Annotated in this window: 14 protein-coding genes and 1 tRNA gene; 1 reads left to right on the top strand and 14 read right to left on the bottom strand. The window is 59.6% G+C overall.

Translation table 11 applies throughout. The features are described 5' to 3' along the window. Positions 1-952: IS481 family transposase (locus VR74_RS14385; protein ID WP_045693487.1), on the top strand; the 952-nt coding region annotated here is incomplete at its 5' end. A gap of 55 nt (positions 953-1,007) precedes the next feature. Here VR74_RS14385 and VR74_RS14380 read toward each other — a convergent pair. The 14 genes from VR74_RS14380 to VR74_RS21115 form a co-directional block, all read right to left on the bottom strand. After that, positions 1,008-1,083, bottom strand: a tRNA-Trp gene (locus VR74_RS14380). A 159-nt stretch (positions 1,084-1,242) separates the two neighbouring features. After that, on the bottom strand, positions 1,243-2,433 hold the full coding sequence (tuf, locus tag VR74_RS14375) for an elongation factor Tu (protein ID WP_045693485.1): 1,191 nt from the start codon (positions 2,431-2,433) through the stop codon (positions 1,243-1,245). A 53-nt stretch (positions 2,434-2,486) separates the two neighbouring features. Then, complete coding sequence (fusA, locus tag VR74_RS14370; protein WP_045697986.1) at positions 2,487-4,610, bottom strand: elongation factor G; 2,124 nt, start codon at positions 4,608-4,610, stop codon at positions 2,487-2,489. A gap of 89 nt (positions 4,611-4,699) precedes the next feature. Beyond that, the gene (gene rpsG / locus VR74_RS14365; protein WP_034740664.1) at positions 4,700-5,170 is read right to left on the bottom strand and encodes a 30S ribosomal protein S7; all 471 of its coding nucleotides are present in this window, start codon (positions 5,168-5,170) and stop codon (positions 4,700-4,702) included. 12 nt (positions 5,171-5,182) lie between these two features. Then, the gene (gene rpsL, locus VR74_RS14360) at positions 5,183-5,554 is read right to left on the bottom strand and encodes a 30S ribosomal protein S12 (RefSeq protein WP_034740661.1); all 372 of its coding nucleotides are present in this window, start codon (positions 5,552-5,554) and stop codon (positions 5,183-5,185) included. A 254-nt stretch (positions 5,555-5,808) separates the two neighbouring features. Continuing rightward, positions 5,809-6,057, bottom strand: a complete 249-nt coding sequence (locus tag VR74_RS14355) for a hypothetical protein (protein WP_045697980.1) — start codon at positions 6,055-6,057, stop codon at positions 5,809-5,811. An 82-nt stretch (positions 6,058-6,139) separates the two neighbouring features. Beyond that, entirely contained in the window at positions 6,140-10,372 is a 4,233-nt protein-coding gene (gene rpoC, locus VR74_RS14350) for a DNA-directed RNA polymerase subunit beta' (RefSeq protein WP_045697978.1), read from the bottom strand. A 132-nt stretch (positions 10,373-10,504) separates the two neighbouring features. Beyond that, positions 10,505-14,641 (bottom strand): DNA-directed RNA polymerase subunit beta, encoded by a 4,137-nt coding sequence (gene rpoB, locus VR74_RS14345; RefSeq protein ID WP_045697976.1) that lies wholly within the window; start codon positions 14,639-14,641, stop codon positions 10,505-10,507. Between the two features lie 154 nt (positions 14,642-14,795). Then, positions 14,796-15,176: a 50S ribosomal protein L7/L12 gene (rplL, locus tag VR74_RS14340; protein WP_045697974.1), complete on the bottom strand. Its 381-nt coding sequence runs from the start codon at positions 15,174-15,176 to the stop codon at positions 14,796-14,798. A 58-nt stretch (positions 15,177-15,234) separates the two neighbouring features. After that, positions 15,235-15,750 (bottom strand): 50S ribosomal protein L10, encoded by a 516-nt coding sequence (gene rplJ, locus VR74_RS14335; RefSeq protein ID WP_045697972.1) that lies wholly within the window; start codon positions 15,748-15,750, stop codon positions 15,235-15,237. Between the two features lie 392 nt (positions 15,751-16,142). Then, on the bottom strand, positions 16,143-16,835 hold the full coding sequence (rplA, locus tag VR74_RS14330) for a 50S ribosomal protein L1 (protein ID WP_045697970.1): 693 nt from the start codon (positions 16,833-16,835) through the stop codon (positions 16,143-16,145). Between the two features lie 5 nt (positions 16,836-16,840). Further along, positions 16,841-17,287 (bottom strand): 50S ribosomal protein L11, encoded by a 447-nt coding sequence (gene rplK, locus VR74_RS14325; RefSeq protein ID WP_045697968.1) that lies wholly within the window; start codon positions 17,285-17,287, stop codon positions 16,841-16,843. 199 nt (positions 17,288-17,486) lie between these two features. Then, entirely contained in the window at positions 17,487-18,323 is an 837-nt protein-coding gene (locus tag VR74_RS14320; protein ID WP_045697966.1) for a M48 family metallopeptidase, read from the bottom strand. Positions 18,324-18,453: 130 nt separating this feature from the next. Continuing rightward, positions 18,454-19,509, bottom strand: a complete 1,056-nt coding sequence (locus VR74_RS21115; protein ID WP_366462647.1) for a hypothetical protein — start codon at positions 19,507-19,509, stop codon at positions 18,454-18,456. Positions 19,510-19,703 lie beyond the last annotated feature (194 nt).

The following is a 19,703-nucleotide window of genomic DNA, read 5'->3' as shown; positions in this document are numbered from 1 at the left end:
GGCGATCATCGATGCCAAAAAGGACAAGCCCCACTGGGGCGCCCGCAAGATCAGGGAGCTCCTGGTGCGGCGCCTGGCAGGTGACGTGCGCATTCCCGCCCGCTCGACCATTCATGCTGTCCTTGACCGCTACGGCCTTGTGAAGCGGGCAGGCAAGAGGCGCCAGAGGGCATTGGGAACCTCCCTTTCATCCGGATCGGTTCCCAATGCCCTCTGGTGTGTCGACTTCAAGGGAGAGTTCCGTCTCGGTAATCAGGCCTACTGTTACCCGTTGACCGTGACCGACCATGCTTCGCGCTTCATCCTGGCCTGCGAGGCATTGGAGGGTACAAAGGAAGTGCCCGTCATTGCCGCCTTCCACACCCTGTTCCAGGAGCGTGGCCTGCCCGATGCCATACGTTCGGACAATGGCGTCCCGTTTGCCAGTCCCAACGGGCTCTACAATCTCTCGAAACTCTCTGTCTGGTGGCTCAGACTCGGCATCGCCATCGAACGCATCAAGCCCGGCCATCCGCAGCAGAATGGCCGGCATGAGCGCATGCACCTGACCCTGAAGCAGGAAACCACCCGGCCGGCCTGCGAAAATCACCTGCAACAGCAGGTGCGGTTCGATGACTTCGTCAGGGAATACAACACAGAACGTCCGCATGAAGGCCTCGCCATGGCGACCCCTGCAGAGATCTACACGCCGTCATCGCGCATCTATGACGGCCTGCCAGACATCGATTATCCCTTCCATGATCGCGAGGTCCTGATAACCGCCTGCGGCCGGATCTGCATGCATCGGAAAAAAATCAATATCTCCACCGTGCTCGCGGGTCAGCGTGTCGGCGTAAAGGAGGTCGACGACGGAATATGGCTCGTCTCCTTCATGCACTATGACCTCGGATACGTTGACCTCGAGCAGAGAACCCTGCAGACAATCGACAACCCGTTCGGAGCAAAAGTGTAACCCATCTCTCCGGTACATACTGTGACCTATGTGTCCGGGCCGGACAAATAACGCCTGGCAGGGGCAGTAGGACTCGAACCTACGACACCCGGTTTTGGAGACCGGTACTCTACCAACTGAGCTATACCCCTACAGGCGAAGCGGTGGTTTGCCCCAAATGCTTGCGGGCTGCAAGACAGAAGGTTCAGACAAACACCAAAACTGGAGCTGTTTTGCCCCTCCTTGGGCGCCAACGGAAAAGGCCGCTTCCTTCCGGAAGCGGCCTTTGTCTTTGTGTTGCTGTGTCCAGCCTACTTCTTGATGGACGAGACGACGCCGGCGCCGACGGTGCGGCCGCCTTCACGGATGGCGAAGCGCAGGCCCTGGTCCATGGCGATCGGCTGGATCAGCTCGACATCCATTTTCACATTGTCGCCCGGAAGGACCATTTCCTTGTCGGCCGGCAGGGTCACAACACCCGTCACGTCGGTCGTGCGGAAGTAGAACTGCGGACGGTAATTGGTGAAGAACGGCGTGTGACGGCCACCCTCTTCCTTGGTCAGGATGTAGGCTTCGGCTTCGAACGTCGTGTGCGGCGTGATCGAACCCGGCTTGCAGAGAACCTGGCCGCGCTCGACGCCTTCACGGTCAACACCGCGAAGCAGTGCACCGATATTGTCGCCAGCCTGGCCCTGGTCGAGCAGCTTGCGGAACATTTCAACGCCGGTACAGGTCGTCTTGACGGTCGGACGGATGCCGACAATCTCGATTTCCTCACCCACCTTGATGATGCCCTGCTCGATACGGCCGGTCACAACCGTGCCGCGGCCCGAGATCGAGAACACGTCTTCGACCGGCATCAGGAAGGGCTTGTCCAGCGGACGCTCAGGCGTCGGGATATAGTCATCCACAGCCTGCATCAGCTCGAGCACCTTGTCCTTGCCGATTTCAGGATTACGGCCCTCGACAGCGGCCAGCGCGGAGCCCGCGATGATCGGAATCTCGTCGCCCGGGAAGTCGTACGAGGACAGAAGTTCACGCACTTCCATCTCGACCAGTTCCAGAAGCTCGGCATCATCGACCTGGTCAACCTTGTTCAGGAAGACAACCATGGCCGGAACGCCAACCTGCTTGGCCAGCAGGATGTGCTCGCGCGTCTGCGGCATCGGGCCGTCAGCGGCGTTCACAACCAGGATCGCGCCGTCCATCTGCGCCGCACCGGTGATCATGTTCTTCACATAGTCAGCGTGGCCGGGGCAGTCGACGTGCGCATAGTGGCGGTTGGCCGTCTCATACTCGACGTGCGCCGTGTTGATCGTAATGCCGCGCGCCTTTTCTTCCGGCGCAGAGTCGATGTCCGCATAGGACTTCGCTTCGCCGCCGCTTGCTTCCGCAAGAACCATCGAAATCGCCGCCGTCAGCGTCGTCTTGCCGTGGTCAACGTGTCCAATCGTGCCGATGTTCACGTGCGGCTTGTTGCGTTCAAACTTTGCCTTGCCCATCGGGCCTCTCCTTCATTCTAACTTCAATAGACCGGTTCTCCGGTCGGGATGGATCAGGAACCTGCGACTTCCTGGATGATTTTCTGCGCTTCGGCACGAGGCACTTCGTCATAGTGATCGAAGATCATCGTGAACTGGGCGCGCCCTTGCGACATGCCGCGAAGGTTCGAAACGTAGCCGAACATGTTGACCAGCGGAACGAAGGCATTGATCGCCACCGCATTGCCGCGGGGTTCCGAACCCTGGATCTGTCCGCGCCGCGAGTTAAGATCGCCAATCACGTCGCCCATATAGTCTTCCGGGGTGACAACTTCCACCTTCATGATCGGTTCCATCAGCCGGGGATCACCCTTGCCCTTCAGTTCGCGGAATGCGCCGCGGGCGGCGATTTCGAAAGCGAGGACCGAGGAGTCAACGTCGTGGAAAGCACCGTCAACCAGCACGGCTTTGAAGTCGGTCACAGGATAGCCGGCCAGAAGGCCGTTTTCCTTTGCCATGTTCAGGCCCTTTTCCACACCGGGGATATATTCCTTCGGAACAGCACCACCGACGATCGCGCTTTCGAACTGGAAACCTGAACCGGCTTCGAGCGGCTCGAACTGCAGCTTGATGCGCGCGAACTGGCCGGTACCGCCGGACTGCTTCTTGTGCGTGTAGTCGATCTCGGCGGCACGGCCGATCTTCTCACGATAGGCCACCATCGGCTGACCGATATTGGCTTCGACCTTGAACTCGCGCTTCAGGCGGTCAATCAGGATGTCGAGGTGAAGCTCGCCCATGCCCTTCATGATCGTCTGGCCGGATTCGAAATCTGTCTCGACGCGGAAGGATGGATCCTCTGCCGCGAGGCGCTGCAGGCCGACCGACATTTTTTCCTGGTCAGCCTTCGACTTCGGCTCGACCGCAATCTCGATCACCGGATCAGGGAAGCTCATCGTTTCAAGAACGACTGGCTTGTTCGGATCGCAGACCGTATCACCGGTGGTCGTTTCCTTCAGGCCAGCGAGCGCAACGATATCGCCTGCGAAGGCTTCGGTGATCTCATCCTGCTTGTTCGAGTGCATCATGACCATCCGGCCCACGCGCTCGCGCTTGCCTTTGGTCGAGTTCAGGAACGAGTCGCCCTTCGACAGCGTGCCGGAATAGATGCGCGTGAACGTCAGCGTGCCCATGTAGGGGTCATTCATGATCTTGAACGCGAGGCCCGAGAAAGGCTGGCTGTCATCGGCGCGGCGCTCGATGTTGCGGACTTCGTCCTCATCGCCCGGCGTAAAGCCCACATAGGCTGGCACGTCGAGAGGGCCCGGCAAGTAATCGATAACGGCGTTCAGCATCGGCTGCACGCCCTTGTTCTTGAAGGCGGAGCCGCAAAGAACAGGCACGAAAGACATCGAAAGAGTCCCCTTGCGGATCAGCTTTCGCAGGGTCGGGACGTCAGGCTCGTTACCTTCAAGGAAGGCCTCCATGGCATCGTCGTCTTGCTCGACCGCAAGCTCGACAAGCTCGGCGCGCATCTTTTCGGCCTGCTCTTTCAGGCTGTCGCGGATCGGCTTGAGGACCCAGGAAGCGCCGAGATCGTCGCCTTCCCAAACCCATTCCTGCATCGTGACAAGGTCAACGTGGCCGGCCAGATCCGTTTCCGAACCGATCGGGAACTGGATCGGCGCAGGCGTGGCACCCGTGCGGTCCTTGATCATGCGGACGCAATTGTAGAAATCGGCGCCGATCTTGTCCATTTTGTTGACGAAGACGATGCGCGGAACCTTGTAGCGGTCAGCCTGGCGCCAAACGGTTTCGGTTTGCGGCTCGACACCGGCGTTTGCGTCGAGAACGCAGACAGCGCCGTCAAGCACAGCCAGCGAACGCTCAACTTCGATCGTGAAGTCAACGTGGCCGGGCGTGTCGATGATATTGAAACGGTACTTGTCCGACAGCGGCGTCGAGCCGTCTTCGGTACGCTCCCAGAACGTGGTCGTCGCAGCAGACGTGATCGTGATGCCGCGCTCTTGTTCCTGCTCCATCCAGTCCATGGTTGCAGCGCCGTCATGGACTTCGCCAATCTTGTGGGACTTGCCGGTATAATAGAGGATACGCTCGGTCGTTGTGGTCTTACCGGCATCAATGTGAGCCATGATGCCAAAGTTACGATAGCGCTCCAGCGTGTATTCGCGGGCCATGTGAGTAAACCTTCGTGTCTGCGTTCCGGGAGGAAATTGCGGCAATTGACGGGCGCGTTACCCGCAATTGCCTGAAAATTCCAGAGTGATTACCAGCGGTAGTGCGCGAACGCCTTGTTCGCGTCAGCCATGCGGTGTGTGTCTTCGCGCTTCTTGACTGCGTTGCCACGTCCCTGGCTCGCATCCATCAACTCGCCTGCAAGACGCTCACGCATCGTGTTTTCATTCCGGCCGGCAGCCGCAGCTGAAAGCCAGCGGATGGCAAGGGCCTGACGACGCTCGGTACGAACTTCGACCGGCACCTGGTATGTTGCACCACCAACGCGGCGCGAACGCACTTCAACGGATGGGGCGACGGCTTCGAGCGCGGCGTGAAAAACCTCGACCGGGTTTTTCTTCGCGCGGGTTTCGACGAGATCGAACGCACCATAGACGATGCGCTCTGCAACCGACTTTTTACCATCGCGCATGATCTGGTTCATGAACTTCGTGACAACGATGTCCTTGAACTTTGGGTCCGCGAGGACCTGGCGCTTTTCTGCACTGTGACGACGAGACATGTAGCGGCCCTCTTATTTCGGTTTCTTCGCGCCGTAATGCGAACGGCGTTGCTTACGGTTCTTGACGGGCTGGGTATCCAGCGCGCCGCGGATGATGTGATAGCGAACACCCGGAAGGTCTTTCACGCGGCCGCCGCGGATGAGCACAACGGAGTGCTCCTGCAGGTTGTGGCCTTCACCCGGAATGTAGCACAGCGATTCGAACCCGGAGGTGAGGCGCACTTTTGCCACTTTACGAAGTGCCGAGTTCGGCTTCTTCGGAGTTGTTGTGTAAACGCGCGTACAGACGCCACGGCGCTGGGGACAGGCCTTCAGAGCGGGGGTCTTGGTACGCGTCGGCTTTGGTGAACGCGGATTGCGGATTAGCTGTTGAATTGTGGGCATTCGGGCCTTCTGTCTCTTCTGAACTCATGGCCCGATGGGCCGATAACGAAATGATGCCCCGAATGCTGCAGACAGCTTCCGGGACGGCTGAAAACTTGGGGGCCAGATTGGCCGGTTCATTGCTGATCCGGTGCGGCGATTGAGCAGAACCCAGGCACCTCTCTGACGATTTGTGGCGTGTAAGCCTCTCAGGCGCTTGCGTCAAGGGTCGCTTGCCGCTGAGCCGCAGCAATCTTTGGGCTTTCGCGCCGCCGCTAGAAGGGCAAACCGATCCTGGAAACGCAGGACTCTGCCTCCGGGCCGGCTGTGCCTGTTTCCAGCCGGGTTCGAAATTCCAGAAGCTCCGCAGAAACTGGCGCTTCAAGCTCCGCTGTCCGGGCGAAGTCAGCCGATCGCAGCACATTTCGGCAATCGGCAATTGCCCAGCTTTCCATCGACAACCAGGCGATCAGGCCGATAGCCAGGAATGCGCAAACAGCGCCGATCAGGTCATTTCGCGCCATCTTAGACTCCATGCGTCAAAACAAGAAAGCCTGCCAAGGCTGGCAGGCTTTCTGTTCTGGTTCAAGTCTGGCCTCAGCCTGACTAGTCTTCGGCAGGCTCGGCGGCCGGAGCCGGCAGTGCGGCCATTGCCAGGTTCGCGGCCTCTTCCTGGGCTTTCGCCATGGCAGCGGCACGCTTTGCCTTGAGCTTGTTGTCGCGCTCGGCAGCAACACGGCGGAACTGACGGATACCACCGCCCGTACCGGCCGGGATAAGGCGGCCCACGATGACGTTCTCCTTGAGGCCGTCCAGCGTATCGATCTTGCCCTGAATGGCCGCTTCGGTGAGCACGCGGGTCGTTTCCTGGAACGATGCAGCAGAGATGAAGCTGCGTGTCTGGAGGGACGCCTTGGTGATACCCAGAAGCAGCGGGTTCGCCGTCGCTTCGTGCTGGTCTTTCTTGCGCGACTTGCGGACCGTTTCGTTCGCGTCCTCAAAGTCGATGAGATCGATGTGCTCTCCCACGATGAATGGCGTATCGCCACCATCGACGATTTCAACCTTCTGGAGCATCTGGCGAACGATCACCTCGATGTGCTTGTCGTTGATCGGCACGCCCTGCAGGCGATAGACCTTCTGCACTTCGTCGATGAGGTAGTTCGCCAGGGCTTCCACGCCAAGCGTCGACAGGATGTCCTGCGGCGCCGGGTTACCGTCCATCAGGTATTCACCGCGCTTGATGAAGTCGCCATCCTGAACGGCAAGGTGCTTGCCCTTGGGAACGAGGTAATCGATCTGGTCGCGGCCTTCCTCGATCGGAACGATCGAGACGCGACGCTTGTTCTTGTAGTCACGGCCGTAAAGCACCTTGCCATCGACTTCTGCGATGATGGCATGGTCCTTCGGACGGCGCGCTTCGAACAGTTCGGCCACGCGCGGCAGACCACCCGTGATATCCCGTGTTTTTGCGCCACCGGTCGCAACACGTGCGAGCGTGTCGCCGGCTTCGATCTTGTCGCCATCGGCCACCGAAAGAATGGCGCCTACCGACAGCAGATAGACTGCGTCGGAGCCATTCGGCAGTTTCACAGGCTTGCCATTCTTGTCGACAACCTGAACGGACGGCTTGATGTCTGCCGACTTCGAGGCAGAACGCCAGTCGACAACCACGCGGGACGAGATGCCCGTGGCTTCGTCCGTCTCTTCACGAGCCGAGACGCCGTCGATCACGTCGACCAGTTTGGCCTCGCCAGCGACTTCGGAGACGATCGGCTGGGCAAACGGATCCCAATCGGCCATCAAAATACCCGGCGAGACCTTTGCCTTGTCCTTGACCATGAGACGTGTGCCGTAGGCAGGGCGGAACGACTGACGTGTACGGCCATCGGCATCGACGATCTCGACCTGCATGCGCCGGCCGACAACAACAATGCTCTTGTCCTTGTCCTTGCGCGTCACGAACTCCGCGTCGGTAAACCGCACGGTGCCTTCGAAGCTTGCTTCGATGGAGGACTGGTCAGCCACCTGCGCTGCACCACCAATGTGGAACGTACGCATGGTCAGCTGGGTACCCGGTTCACCAATCGATTGTGCCGCGATGACGCCAACCGCTTCGCCGCGATTGACCACGGTGCCACGCGCCAGATCCCGGCCGTAGCACTGGACACAGATGCCGTTGCGCGCTTCGCATGTCAGGGCAGAACGCGCCTTGACCACGTCAACACCCGACTGTTCGATCAGCTCGGCAAGGTCTTCGTCGATATAGGTATTGGCTGGAGCGACGAGCGCACCATCGGTACCCTTGACGTCTTCAGCCGTGACACGTCCGAGCAGACGCTCGGCAATCGACACGACCACATCGGCGCCTTCCATGACGGCACTGATGTCGATACCTTTTTCCGTACCGCAATCATCTTCGTTGATGATGCAGTCCTGCGCGACGTCGACGAGACGGCGGGTCAGGTAACCGGAGTTGGCGGTTTTCAGAGCGGTATCAGCAAGGCCCTTACGTGCGCCGTGAGTCGAGTTGAAGTATTCAAGAACGGTCAGGCCTTCCTTGAAGTTCGAGATGATCGGCGTTTCGATGATCTCGCCCGACGGCTTGGCCATCAGGCCGCGCATACCGGCCAGCTGTTTCATCTGGTTCTTCGAACCGCGCGCACCGGAATCTGCCATCATGTAGATCGAGTTGACCTGGGCCTTCCGGTCGCCCTTGGCAACCTGGGCTTCAGCTGCCGAATCCATCATGGCGTCCGCAACCTTGTCGGTGCAGGTTGACCAGGCATCGACGACCTTGTTGTACTTCTCACCGCGTGTGATGAGGCCGTCAGCATACTGGCGTTCGTATTCGGACACCTGCTCCTTCGTAGCCTCGACAAGCCGCTTCTTCGCCGCCGGGATAACCATGTCATCCTTGCCGAACGAGATACCGGCCTTGGCCGCTTCCTTGAAGCCGAGTTCCATCATCTTGTCGCAGAAGATGACCGTCGCCTTCTGGCCGCACAGACGATAAACCTCGTCGATGATCTTGCCGATCGCCTTCTTGGTCAGGGTCGTATTGACCATGTCGGGCTGGATGCCCTTCATGCGCGGCAGGATGTTCGCAACCATGTAGCGGCCAGGCGTCGTTTCGATGACCCGGCGCCATGGGTTACCCTCGTCATCAACGCCTTCGTACATCGCTTTCACTTTCGAGTGCAGCGAGACAAAGCCATTATCGAGCGCCTGCTCGATTTCAGCGAGGTCACAGAAGATCATGCCGTTGCCGACTTCTTCAGTCCGATCAAGCGACAGGTAGTAGAGGCCCAGGATGATATCCTGAGACGGCACGATGATTGGCTTGCCGTTGGCAGGCGACAGGATGTTGTTGGTCGACATCATCAGTACGCGGCATTCCAACTGGGCCTCAAGGCTCAGCGGCACGTGGACAGCCATCTGGTCGCCATCGAAGTCAGCGTTGAACGCGGCGCAAACCAGCGGGTGAAGCTGGATCGCCTTGCCTTCAATCAGTTTTGGTTCGAAGGCCTGGATACCGAGGCGGTGCAGCGTCGGCGCGCGGTTGAGCAGGATCGGGTGCTCGCGGATCACCTCGTCGAGGATGTCCCACACTTCCGGCTTTTCTTTCTCAACCAGCTTCTTGGCAGCCTTGACCGTTCCGGCCAGGCCTTTCGCGTCGAGACGCGCATAGATGAACGGCTTGAACAGTTCGAGGGCCATCTTCTTGGGAAGACCGCACTCGTGCAGTTTCAGGTTCGGTCCCACCACGATCACCGAACGGCCGGAATAGTCGACCCGCTTGCCGAGAAGGTTCTGGCGGAAGCGGCCCTGCTTGCCTTTCAGCATGTCCGAGATCGATTTCAGCGGACGCTTGTTGGTGCCCGTGATCGTGCGGCCGCGACGGCCGTTGTCGAACAGTGCGTCCACGGATTCCTGCAGCATCCGCTTTTCGTTGCGGATGATGATGTCAGGGGCACGAAGTTCCATCAGGCGCTTCAGGCGATTGTTCCGGTTGATGACGCGGCGATAGAGATCGTTGAGATCCGAGGTCGCGAACCGGCCGCCATCGAGCGGCACGAGCGGGCGCAGGTCCGGCGGGATAACCGGCACGACTGTCAGGATCATCCATTCAGGCTTGGCGCGCGACTGGAGGAAGGATTCAACAACCTTGAGACGCTTGGAGGCCTTCTTGGTTTTCAGCTCAGACGTGGAATCGCGCAGGTCGTCGCGCAGCGTATCCGCCAGCGTCGGCAGATCGAGATTGCGCAGGATTTCACGGATGGCTTCTGCGCCGATCATGGCCGTGAACGCGTCTTCACCCAGACGGTCCTGAGCGTCCATGTATTCTTCTTCGGTCAGGAGCTGCTTGGGCTCGAGTTCCGTCAAGCCCGGCTCGATGACCACATAGCTTTCGAAATAGAGCACACGCTCCACATCTTTCAGCGCCATGTCGACAAGCGTCGAAATCCGGGACGGAAGCGACTTCAGGAACCAGATGTGCGCAACAGGAGCCGCAAGATCGATATGGCCCATGCGCTCGCGCCGGACGCGCGCCAGGGTCACTTCGACACCGCACTTCTCACAGACGATGCCGCGATACTTAATGCGCTTGTACTTGCCGCAAAGGCACTCATAGTCCTTCACGGGGCCGAAGATGCGTGCACAGAAGAGGCCATCGCGCTCCGGCTTGAATGTCCGGTAGTTGATGGTCTCGGGTTTCTTGATCTCGCCGGATGACCACGAGCGGATCTTTTCCGGGCTCGCAATCGAAATGCGGATCGCCTCGAAAGTCGGGGCGGGAGTATTCGGGTTGAAAATGCTGGCGACGTCCTGGCGCATGGGTGTCTGCTCCTTGGGTGGGCGGTGTTATCGGGGCAATGGGGCCCCTGCCCTCATGAAATTTCGTGTCGACCGTGACGCCCCGGCAAAACGATTCTCGTTTCGCGGGGCGCCCCGTATTTCGCGTATTATCTACTCGGCCGGGATTGTGGACTCTTCGTCCTCGATCTCGCCATTGTCTTCTTCGATCAGCTCCACGTTGAGGCCGAGCGAGCGCATTTCCTTGATCAGCACGTTGAAGCTCTCAGGAATACCGGCTTCGAACGAGTCATCGCCGCGCACGATGGATTCGTAAATCTTCGCACGTCCCGCCGTGTCATCCGACTTGACGGTCAGCATTTCCTGCAGCGTGTACGCGGCGCCATAGGCTTCCAGTGCCCACACTTCCATCTCACCGAAGCGCTGGCCGCCGAACTGCGCCTTGCCGCCCAGCGGCTGCTGGGTAACGAGCGAGTAAGGTCCGGTCGAACGCGCGTGGATTTTCTCGTCCACAAGGTGGTGAAGCTTGAGCAGGTACTTGTAGCCCACAGTAACGGGCCGCGAGAACTGAACACCGGTGCGACCGTCAAACATCTTGACCTGGCCGGATGTGTCGAGACCGGCACGTTCAAGCAGATCGTTGATGTCGCTCTCCCGCGCACCGTCAAAGACGGGCGTCGCGATCGGCACGCCATTGCGCAGGTTGCCGGCCAGTTCGATGATCTCGTCATCGGTTTCCGGCAGTTCCTGTTCCTTGCCATAGGCCGTTGTCAGCGCCTTTCTCAGCGCTTTCATGTCGTGCTTCTGGTGGAACTCCTCCAGCGCCTGGTCGATGATGCGGCCGAGACCGCGGCAGGCCCAGCCGGTGTGCGTTTCGAGGATCTGACCGACGTTCATGCGCGACGGCACGCCCAGCGGGTTCAGAACGATATCGACCGGCGTGCCGTCTTCAAGGAACGGCATGTCTTCGCTCGGGTTGATTTTCGAAATCACACCCTTGTTGCCGTGACGGCCAGCCATCTTGTCGCCCGGCTGAAGCTTGCGCTTAACCGCGAGGAAGACCTTGACGACTTTCATCACGCCCGGAGGCAGGTCGTCGCCGCGCTGGACCTTGTCGACCTTGTCATTGAAGCGGGCTTCAAGTTCGTGGATGGAACCGTCAAACTGGGCACGCAGGGCGTCGAGTTCAGCTTGCGCCTTCTCGGACTTCAGCGCGATATCCCACCACTGGCTCTCGCTCAGTTCTTCAAGCGCTGCAGCAGCAATGCGGCCCGCCTTGAAGCCTTTCGGCCCCGCGACGGCTTCCTTGCCGGTCAGCAGCTCAGCAAGACGCGCATAGGTGTTGCGCTCGAGGATCGACTGTTCGTCTTCCTTGTCTTCCTGCAGCTGTTCGATCTGCTCCCGTTCGATCTGAAGGGCGCGCTGGTCCTTGTCGATGCCGTGGCGGTTGAAGATGCGGACATCCACAACCGTACCGGCGTCGCCTGGCGGCACACGCAGCGAGGTGTCGCGAACGTCAGACGCCTTTTCACCGAAGATGGCGCGGAGGAGTTTCTCTTCCGGCGTCATCGGGCTCTCGCCCTTCGGGGTGACCTTGCCGACGAGGATGTCGCCAGCCTTCACTTCAGCACCGACCGCCACGATACCGGCTTCGTCGAGGTTGCGCAGGGCTTCCTCGCCGACGTTCGGAATGTCACGCGTGATCTCTTCAGGACCGAGCTTCGTGTCACGTGCCGCGATTTCGAACTCTTCGATGTGGATCGACGTGAACACGTCATCCTTCACGATACGTTCGGAAATCAGGATCGAGTCCTCGAAGTTGTAGCCATTCCACGGCATGAACGCGACGAGCACGTTCCGGCCGAGCGCCAATTCACCCAGGTCGGTCGACGGACCGTCCGCGATGATGTCATTCTTCGAGACAGTATCTCCCACTTTGACGATCGGGCGCTGGTTGATGCAGCTGTTCTGGTTCGACCGGCGGAACTTGGCGAGACGATAGATGTCCACGCCCGACTTCGAGCCTTCCAGGTCTTCCGTTGCGCGCACCACGATGCGGAGCGCATCGACCTGTTCCACGACACCGGCCCGGCGGGCGATGATCGCGGCGCGGCTGTCACGCGCAACAATGGCTTCCATGCCGGTGCCGACGAATGGTGCTTCGGACTGAACCAGAGGCACGGCCTGACGTTGCATGTTCGAGCCCATGAGGGCGCGGTTGGCGTCGTCGTTTTCGAGGAAAGGAATGAGCGAGGCAGCAACCGACACAACCTGTTTCGGGGAAACGTCCATGAACTGGATATCGTCTTTCGAAACCATGGTCGCTTCGCCAGCGACACGTGCGTTGACGAATTCGTTCTGCAGCTCGCCCTTGTCGTTCACCGATGCATTGGCCTGGGCGATCGAATAGATCGACTCTTCCATGGCCGACAGATAGACGACCTCGGCGGTCTGCTTGCCGTTCACAACCTTGCGGTACGGGCTCTCGATGAAGCCGTACTTGTTGATACGCGCATGCGTGGCGAGCGAGTTGATCAGGCCGATGTTCGGGCCTTCCGGTGTTTCGATCGGGCAGATCCGGCCATAATGGGTCGGGTGCACGTCGCGCACTTCAAAGCCGGCGCGCTCGCGTGTCAGGCCGCCCGGACCAAGGGCCGAAAGGCGGCGCTTGTGGGTGATTTCCGACAGCGGGTTGGTCTGGTCCATGAACTGCGACAGCTGCGAGGAGCCGAAGAATTCACGCACCGAAGCCACAACCGGCTTCGCATTGATCAGGTCGTGCGGCATGACCGTGTCGATATCGACCGAGCCCATGCGTTCCTTGATCGCGCGCTCCATGCGCACGAGACCGATGCGGTAATTGTTCTCCATCAGCTCGCCGACGGAACGGACGCGGCGGTTGCCAAGGTTGTCGATGTCGTCGACGTCGCCCTTGCCGTCCTTCAGGTCGAGGATGACCTTCATGACGCCGATGATGTCGTCATTGCGCAGCACGCGCATGTCGTCGGCAGCGGATTCATAGCCTTTGACAGCCACGCTGAGGCGCATGTTCATCTTCACCCGGCCAACGGCCGAGAGATCATAACGCTCAGGATCGAAGAAGAGCTGGCCGAACAGGGCATCAGCGGCTTCCTGCGTTGGCGGCTCGCCCGGGCGCATGACGCGGTAGATGTCCGAGAGGGCCTCGAAACGGGTTTCGTTCTTGTCGGCCTTCAGCGTGTTGCGCAGCCATGGGCCGCGGCCGGACGCATCAATGTCGAGTACTTCGATCGTCTTGATGCCATAGTCGCGCATCTCGGCGATGATTTCCTCTTCCAGCATGTCGCCGGCTTCACCGAAGATCTCGCCAGTTTCCATGTTCACGACATCGCGCGCCAGGAACTTGCCGACCAGCGCTTCGGACGGCACGAGGATCTCGTCCGTGCCGGCTTCAGCGATGCGCTTTGCTTTCAGCGCGGTGATCTTCTTGCCCGCCTCGGCAACGGCCTTCTTCGACTTGGCGTCGATCAGGTCGAATTCCGGCTTGAGGCCCTTCCAGGCTTCCGAACGGAAACCGGTGATCCAGCCATTTTTCTCCATGCGATAGATGGAGTGCGTGTAGAAAAGGTCGAGGATCTGCTCGGTGTCATAGCCGAGCGCGTAGAGCATCGTGGTCGCCGGCAGCTTGCGCTTGCGGTCGATACGGATGTTCAGGATGTCTTTCGCGTCGAACTCGAAATCGAGCCACGAGCCGCGGTAAGGAATGATACGGGCGGCAAACAGCAGCTTGCCCGAGGTGTGGGTCTTGCCCTTGTCGTGATCGAAGAACACGCCCGGCGAGCGGTGCATCTGGGACACGATCACACGCTCGGTGCCGTTCACGACGAAAGTACCCTTGTCGGTCATCAGCGGAATATCGCCGAGATAGCATTCCTGCTCTTTGACTTCCTTGACGGAGCGCGCGCCGGTGTCTTCGTCAATGTCGAACACGACGAGCTGGAGGCGCACCTTGAGCGGCGCCTGGTAGGTCAGGTCGCGCTGCATGCACTCTTCAACGTCGAACTTCGGCGTCTCGAATTCGTAGTTCACGTATTCAAGCGTCGCACGCTCGGAAAAATCAGTAATCGGGAACACCGACTTGAAAACGCCTCCGAGCCCATCGTCCGTGCGCTTCTCGCGCGGCGTGTGCATCTGAAGGAAGCTCTCGTAAGAATCACGTTGAACCTCAATCAGGTTCGGCATTTCGATGGCTTCGGGAATGCGCCCGAAGGACTTGCGGATACGTTTCTTTTCCGTGAAGGAGAGTGCCATCCCAGGTTCCCAATTTTGTCTGTCCGGGCCACATGGCCACAGACCTTATCACCAGAACGCGAGTTCGCGGCGGCCTCAAAAAGAGACCGCCGCGCATTTCGTGGATAGGATGGAGCCTCGCGCGAACACCATCCGGATTTGAACAAGCAGACGCTTACTTGATTTCGATCGTTGCGCCGACTTCTTCGAACTTCTTCTTGATCTCTTCGGCTTCAGCCTTCGAAACGCCTTCCTTGATTGCCTTAGGAGCAGCCTCGACGAGGTCTTTTGCTTCTTTCAGGCCAAGTGCAGGCACGACGTCACGAACGACTTTGATGACGTTGATCTTCTTGTCGCCAGCTGCGGTCAGAACGACATCGAATTCTGTCTGTTCTTCAGCAGCGGCAGCTGGTGCGGCACCACCGGCAGCAGCGGCGACGGCCACTGGTGCAGCGGCGGAAACGCCCCACTTTTCTTCGAGCAGTTTTGCAAGCTCTGCAGCCTCAAGGACGGTAAGGGCCGAAAGGTCTTCGACAATCTTTTCGAGATTTGCCATTGTATGATTTCCTGTTTGGTTCGGTTGTCAGTTTCAATTAGTTGCGAAAACGGGTGCCCTAGGCGGCGTCTTTCGACGCATATGCCGACACCACACGGGCAAGCTGGCTGGCTGGTGCCTGGATGACGCCTGCAACTTTCGTTGCCGGTGCCTGCAGGAGGCCAATAAGTTTGCCACGGAGCTGGTCGAGAGACGGAAGCTTCGCAAGGGCCTGAACGCCACTGGCATCCAGAACCACGTCGCCCATCACGCCACCGATGATGATGAATTTCGCATTGTCTTTCGCGAATTCATCAGCCGCTTTCGCAGCCGACACCGGATCAGGTGAATAAGCGATTGCCACAGGACCCTGGAACAGGGCTTGGGCATCGTCGCCGCCTTTGCCGTCGAGCGCAATTTTCGCCAGACGGTTCTTGACCACCTTAAGCTGTCCGCCGTCCTTGCGAAGGGCGCCGCGCAGCTTTGTCATTTCCGCAACGGTCATTCCGGAATAGTGCGTCACGATGACAGCACCGGACTCTGCGAAAACCCCTTTCAGGGTCTCGAGGGCCACTGTTTTTCCAGCTTTATCCATAGCGGGTCTCCAGTAGAGGCGCCCGGACCATCCGGCCGCCCTGGTAATCGCCTTCCGTTCGTGAGAACTTCCAGCGCCTGCCCAGGGATTGGCCTGCCCGGTAAAGCAAAACAGGAAATCCTGTTTTTCCGAACCGTTTCAACGCCTCACCCCGTCTGCATAGGTGGCCAGAATGCCTTTATCTCACCCTAAGGTTTGACCTATGGTCTAGGACAGGAAAACGGGAGGCCGCCGATACACATCGGTGATCTCCCGTCAAGAGAGGTCTGTTAACGCTTTATCCAAAGGGCCGCAACCCCTTTGAGTCAGAAAATGTCGGGCGGACAGAAAAAGCCCGCCCCGTTTCCGGGCCGGGCTCACTCGTTTCTGGTTAAATCACCGCAGAAGCGGGACTATTTCGCTTCGGCTGTATCGATGATGACGCCTGCGCCCATTGTCGACGACAGGGAAATCTTGCGCACGAACGTGCCTTTTGCGCCGGACGGACGCGCTTTGACGAGCGCCTCAAGGAACGCTTTCACGTTTTTCTCGATGTCCGCCTGGCTGAAGCTGGCCTTGCCGATACCGGCGTGGATGATGCCGGCCTTTTCGACACGGAATTCAACCGAACCGCTTTTCGCATCCTTGACGGCCTGCGCCACGTTAGGCGTGACCGTACCGACCTTCGGGTTCGGCATCAGGCCGCGCGGGCCGAGTACCTTACCGAGACGGCCGACGACAGCCATCATGTCCGGCGACGCGATAACGCGATCGAAGTCCATGAAGCCGCCCTGGATTTTCTCCATCAGGTCTTCTGCGCCGACGAAATCAGCGCCGGCCGCCCGGGCTTCGTCAGCCTTGGCGTCCTTTGCGAAGACGGCGACACGGACGTCCTTGCCGGTGCCCGAAGGCAGGTTGACCATGCCGCGGACCATCTGGTCGGCATATTTCGGGTCAACACCGAGATTCACGGCAATGTCGATGGTTTCGTCGAATTTCGAGGTCGCATTGCTTTTCACGAGCGAGACAGCCTCGCTGACAGTGTAGGCCTTTTCGCGGTCAACCGTTTCAGCGATCGCGCGGGCACGTTTTCCTGGTTTCGCCATGATTCTTACTCCACCACCGTCAGACCCATCGCGCGGGCAGAGCCTGCGATGATCTTGGACGCTGCTTCGATGTCGTTTGCGTTGAGGTCTTCCATCTTCATTTCCGCGATTTCGCGGATCTGCTTCATGGAGACTTTGCCAACCGTGTCATAGCCAGGCTTCTTGGAGCCCGATGCAGGCTTCTTGCCGAGCTTCAGGCCAGCGGCCTTCTTCAGCAGAACCGTCGCAGGTGGCGTCTTCGTGACAAACGTGAACGACTTGTCCTGATAATACTGGATGACGACCGGAATCGGGAGGCCCTCTTCCAGGTTCTGTGTCTTGGCGTTGAACGCCTTGCAGAATTCCATGATGTTGATGCCGCGCTGACCGAGCGCCGGGCCGACGGGCGGGGAAGGGTTTGCCTTGCCTGCGGGAATCTGGAGCTTGATCTGCCCCAGCAGTTTCTTAGCCATTGTGTCCTCACAATTGTTACGAGGGGACGGTGGTCTTTCGATCCGTCCCGATTGGGTATCGAGGGTCCGCGGTCCGGCTGGCTGGCCTCCCACAGAAGCGCGCGTATGGCGCAATCACCTGTGCGGGTCAAGCTGGGCGAATGTGAAAAGCCCGGACGACGCAAGTCATCCGGGCTTTCAGGATCGCTTTTGCTGGCGGCTACATCACCGCATAGCCGCGCGCATTGATATAGTTGCGCAGCTCCTGGGCGCGCCGCGCCGGGTCTGGGTGGGTCGACATGAATTCGATGGGGCGGGCTCCCGTCGAATTGGCATCCATCAGTTCCCACAGGCGAACCGACTGTTTCACGTCATAGCCGGCATTGTGCATGTAATCGACGCCCAGCCTGTCGGCTTCCAGTTCGTTGGCCCGGCTGTAGGGCAGGATCACGCCATACTGCACCGCCGCGCCACCCAGCGCACCGATTGCTGCGCCATACTTGTTCAGCGTTTCCGATTGGCCGACCGCGATCTGGCCCGCCATCATGCCAACCTGCGCAGCGGTTGTTATGGACAGGCGTTCGGCAGCGTGCTTCCCGGCGACGTGCCCCGTTTCATGGCCCAGGACAGACGACAGCTGGTCGTCATTCTCGGTCAGTTCCGTGAGGCCGCGATACACGCCGACCCGGTTGCCCGGCATGACGAAGGCATTGACGTCATCGGTGTCGAATACGGCCACGTCCCACTGTTCGTTCGACCGCCCGGCGCCCTTGGCGGTCCGGTTCCAGACGTTGAGGACCCTGTTCTTGAGGGCCGTGTTCGAGGTTTGCGGCGTCTGGGTTTTCATGTCGGTCCAGGCCGAAGCCGCCATTCCGGCAATCTGTTCGTCACCGAACAGGAGGAACTGGCTCCGCCCCGTCGCAGCATTTGTCGTGCAGCCGGAAATGAGCGGGAATACCGTTCCTGCTGCCAGTCCGCTGATAATGCCCCGCCGGGACAGGTTTATCCGCGGGGCATTTTCGAGAATCTTGCTGTCGAATTCGATCAGTTCAGTCATCTCAGTCTCCGTTTCGATCTGCCGCCAAGGTTAACGACCGGGCGTGGAAAAGCAATCTGGCAGGCAATCTTATTGAGGACAACCTGATCCTCAGCGACTGAACCCGTCATGAACGGACAGGAAGGCCAGCCTATTCCTCGGCAACGTCACCTGAAAGGATGGCGGCCTGTTCAACCCATCCTTCCCGCGCGATCCGGCCGGAAAAGTTCAGCCGGTTGTCGATCCAGGCGATGTTTTCCGGCGTCCAGGCAGCGATCTGGTCATAGTGGAAGATGCCGAGTTCATTCAGCACTTCCTGTATCTTGGGGCCGATGCCGCCAATGATCGTGAGATCGTCCGGTGCGCCCGCGACGGGCTTTTCCAGCGCAATCGGCCGTTCCGCCTCGACCAGACCTTCGTCAGCCAGGTCGTCATCATCGGCCTCGGACTCGTCGTCTTCCGCTTCATCCTCTTCGGAATCCTCGTCGTCGGAATCCTCGGCTTCGACATCCTCCTCGTCGACGTCGTCCTCGAGCGCGTCATCATCGCTCAGCTCGTCATCGTCAGATTCGTCATCATACTCGGCGTCTTCATCGTCTTCATCGTCTTCTTCGGCGTCGTCCTCGTCGTCCAGCTCGTCTTCATCGTCGTCAGCGTCGGAGTCGTCTTCCTCATCGGACTCGTCATCCTCCTCGACGTCGTCGTCAGATTCCAATTCGTCACTGTCAGACTCCTCGTCGTCGTTCTCGACCTCGTCGTCATCGGGCTCGTCGTCTTCGTCAGAGTCCAGTTCCGCATCGTCCTCGTCGTCTTCGTACGTGTCCTCTTCGGCGGCGGCATCGCGCTCTTCTGCATCAGCGGCTGCATCGGCTTCTTCCAGCTCGTGCAGGATCGAATCCGTGGCCGAGATTAGCGCGTCGCTTTCATCCTCCGGCTCAACGCTGGCCTCATTTTCGACACGCTCTGCTTCGGACGCGGAATCGCCTTCAAAATAGGCGACCCGCCCCTCCAGGAACCGGTTGCGCCAGCGAAGGCGCGCCAGTTCCTCATTCACATCATTTTCAGGCTTCGCTTCGGCGATCACAGCTGCGGCTGGCTGGCTGGCCAGTTCCGCCTCAAGGGCGGCCACGCGCTGCTTCAGGAAATCGCCCTGCCACTTCAGCTTGTCGATTTCGGTCGAGTCCGTGTCCGACGCTGCGGCCGCCACAGGCGCTACCGCCGCGGCTGCGATTGAAGCTGCCGCAAGAGCTGCGCCTTGTGTCGCTGTCGCCTGCTCATGCAGGGCCGCCTCCAGATGGCGAACGCGGCCTTCGAGGTGACGGTTTCGCCAAAGCAGGGTCGGTTCTTCCGCCTGCCCTGCCGCAGTCGGCGGCCTTGCGGCGGCTGGCGCGGCCGCAGCGG

The sequence above is a fragment of the Hyphomonas sp. BRH_c22 genome (assembly GCF_000961795.1).
In the GTDB taxonomy this organism is placed as follows: Bacteria; Pseudomonadota; Alphaproteobacteria; order Caulobacterales; family Hyphomonadaceae; genus Hyphomonas.
The sequence above is the reverse complement of the archived record's forward strand: the minus strand, read 5'-3'. Positions and strand labels throughout refer to the sequence as shown.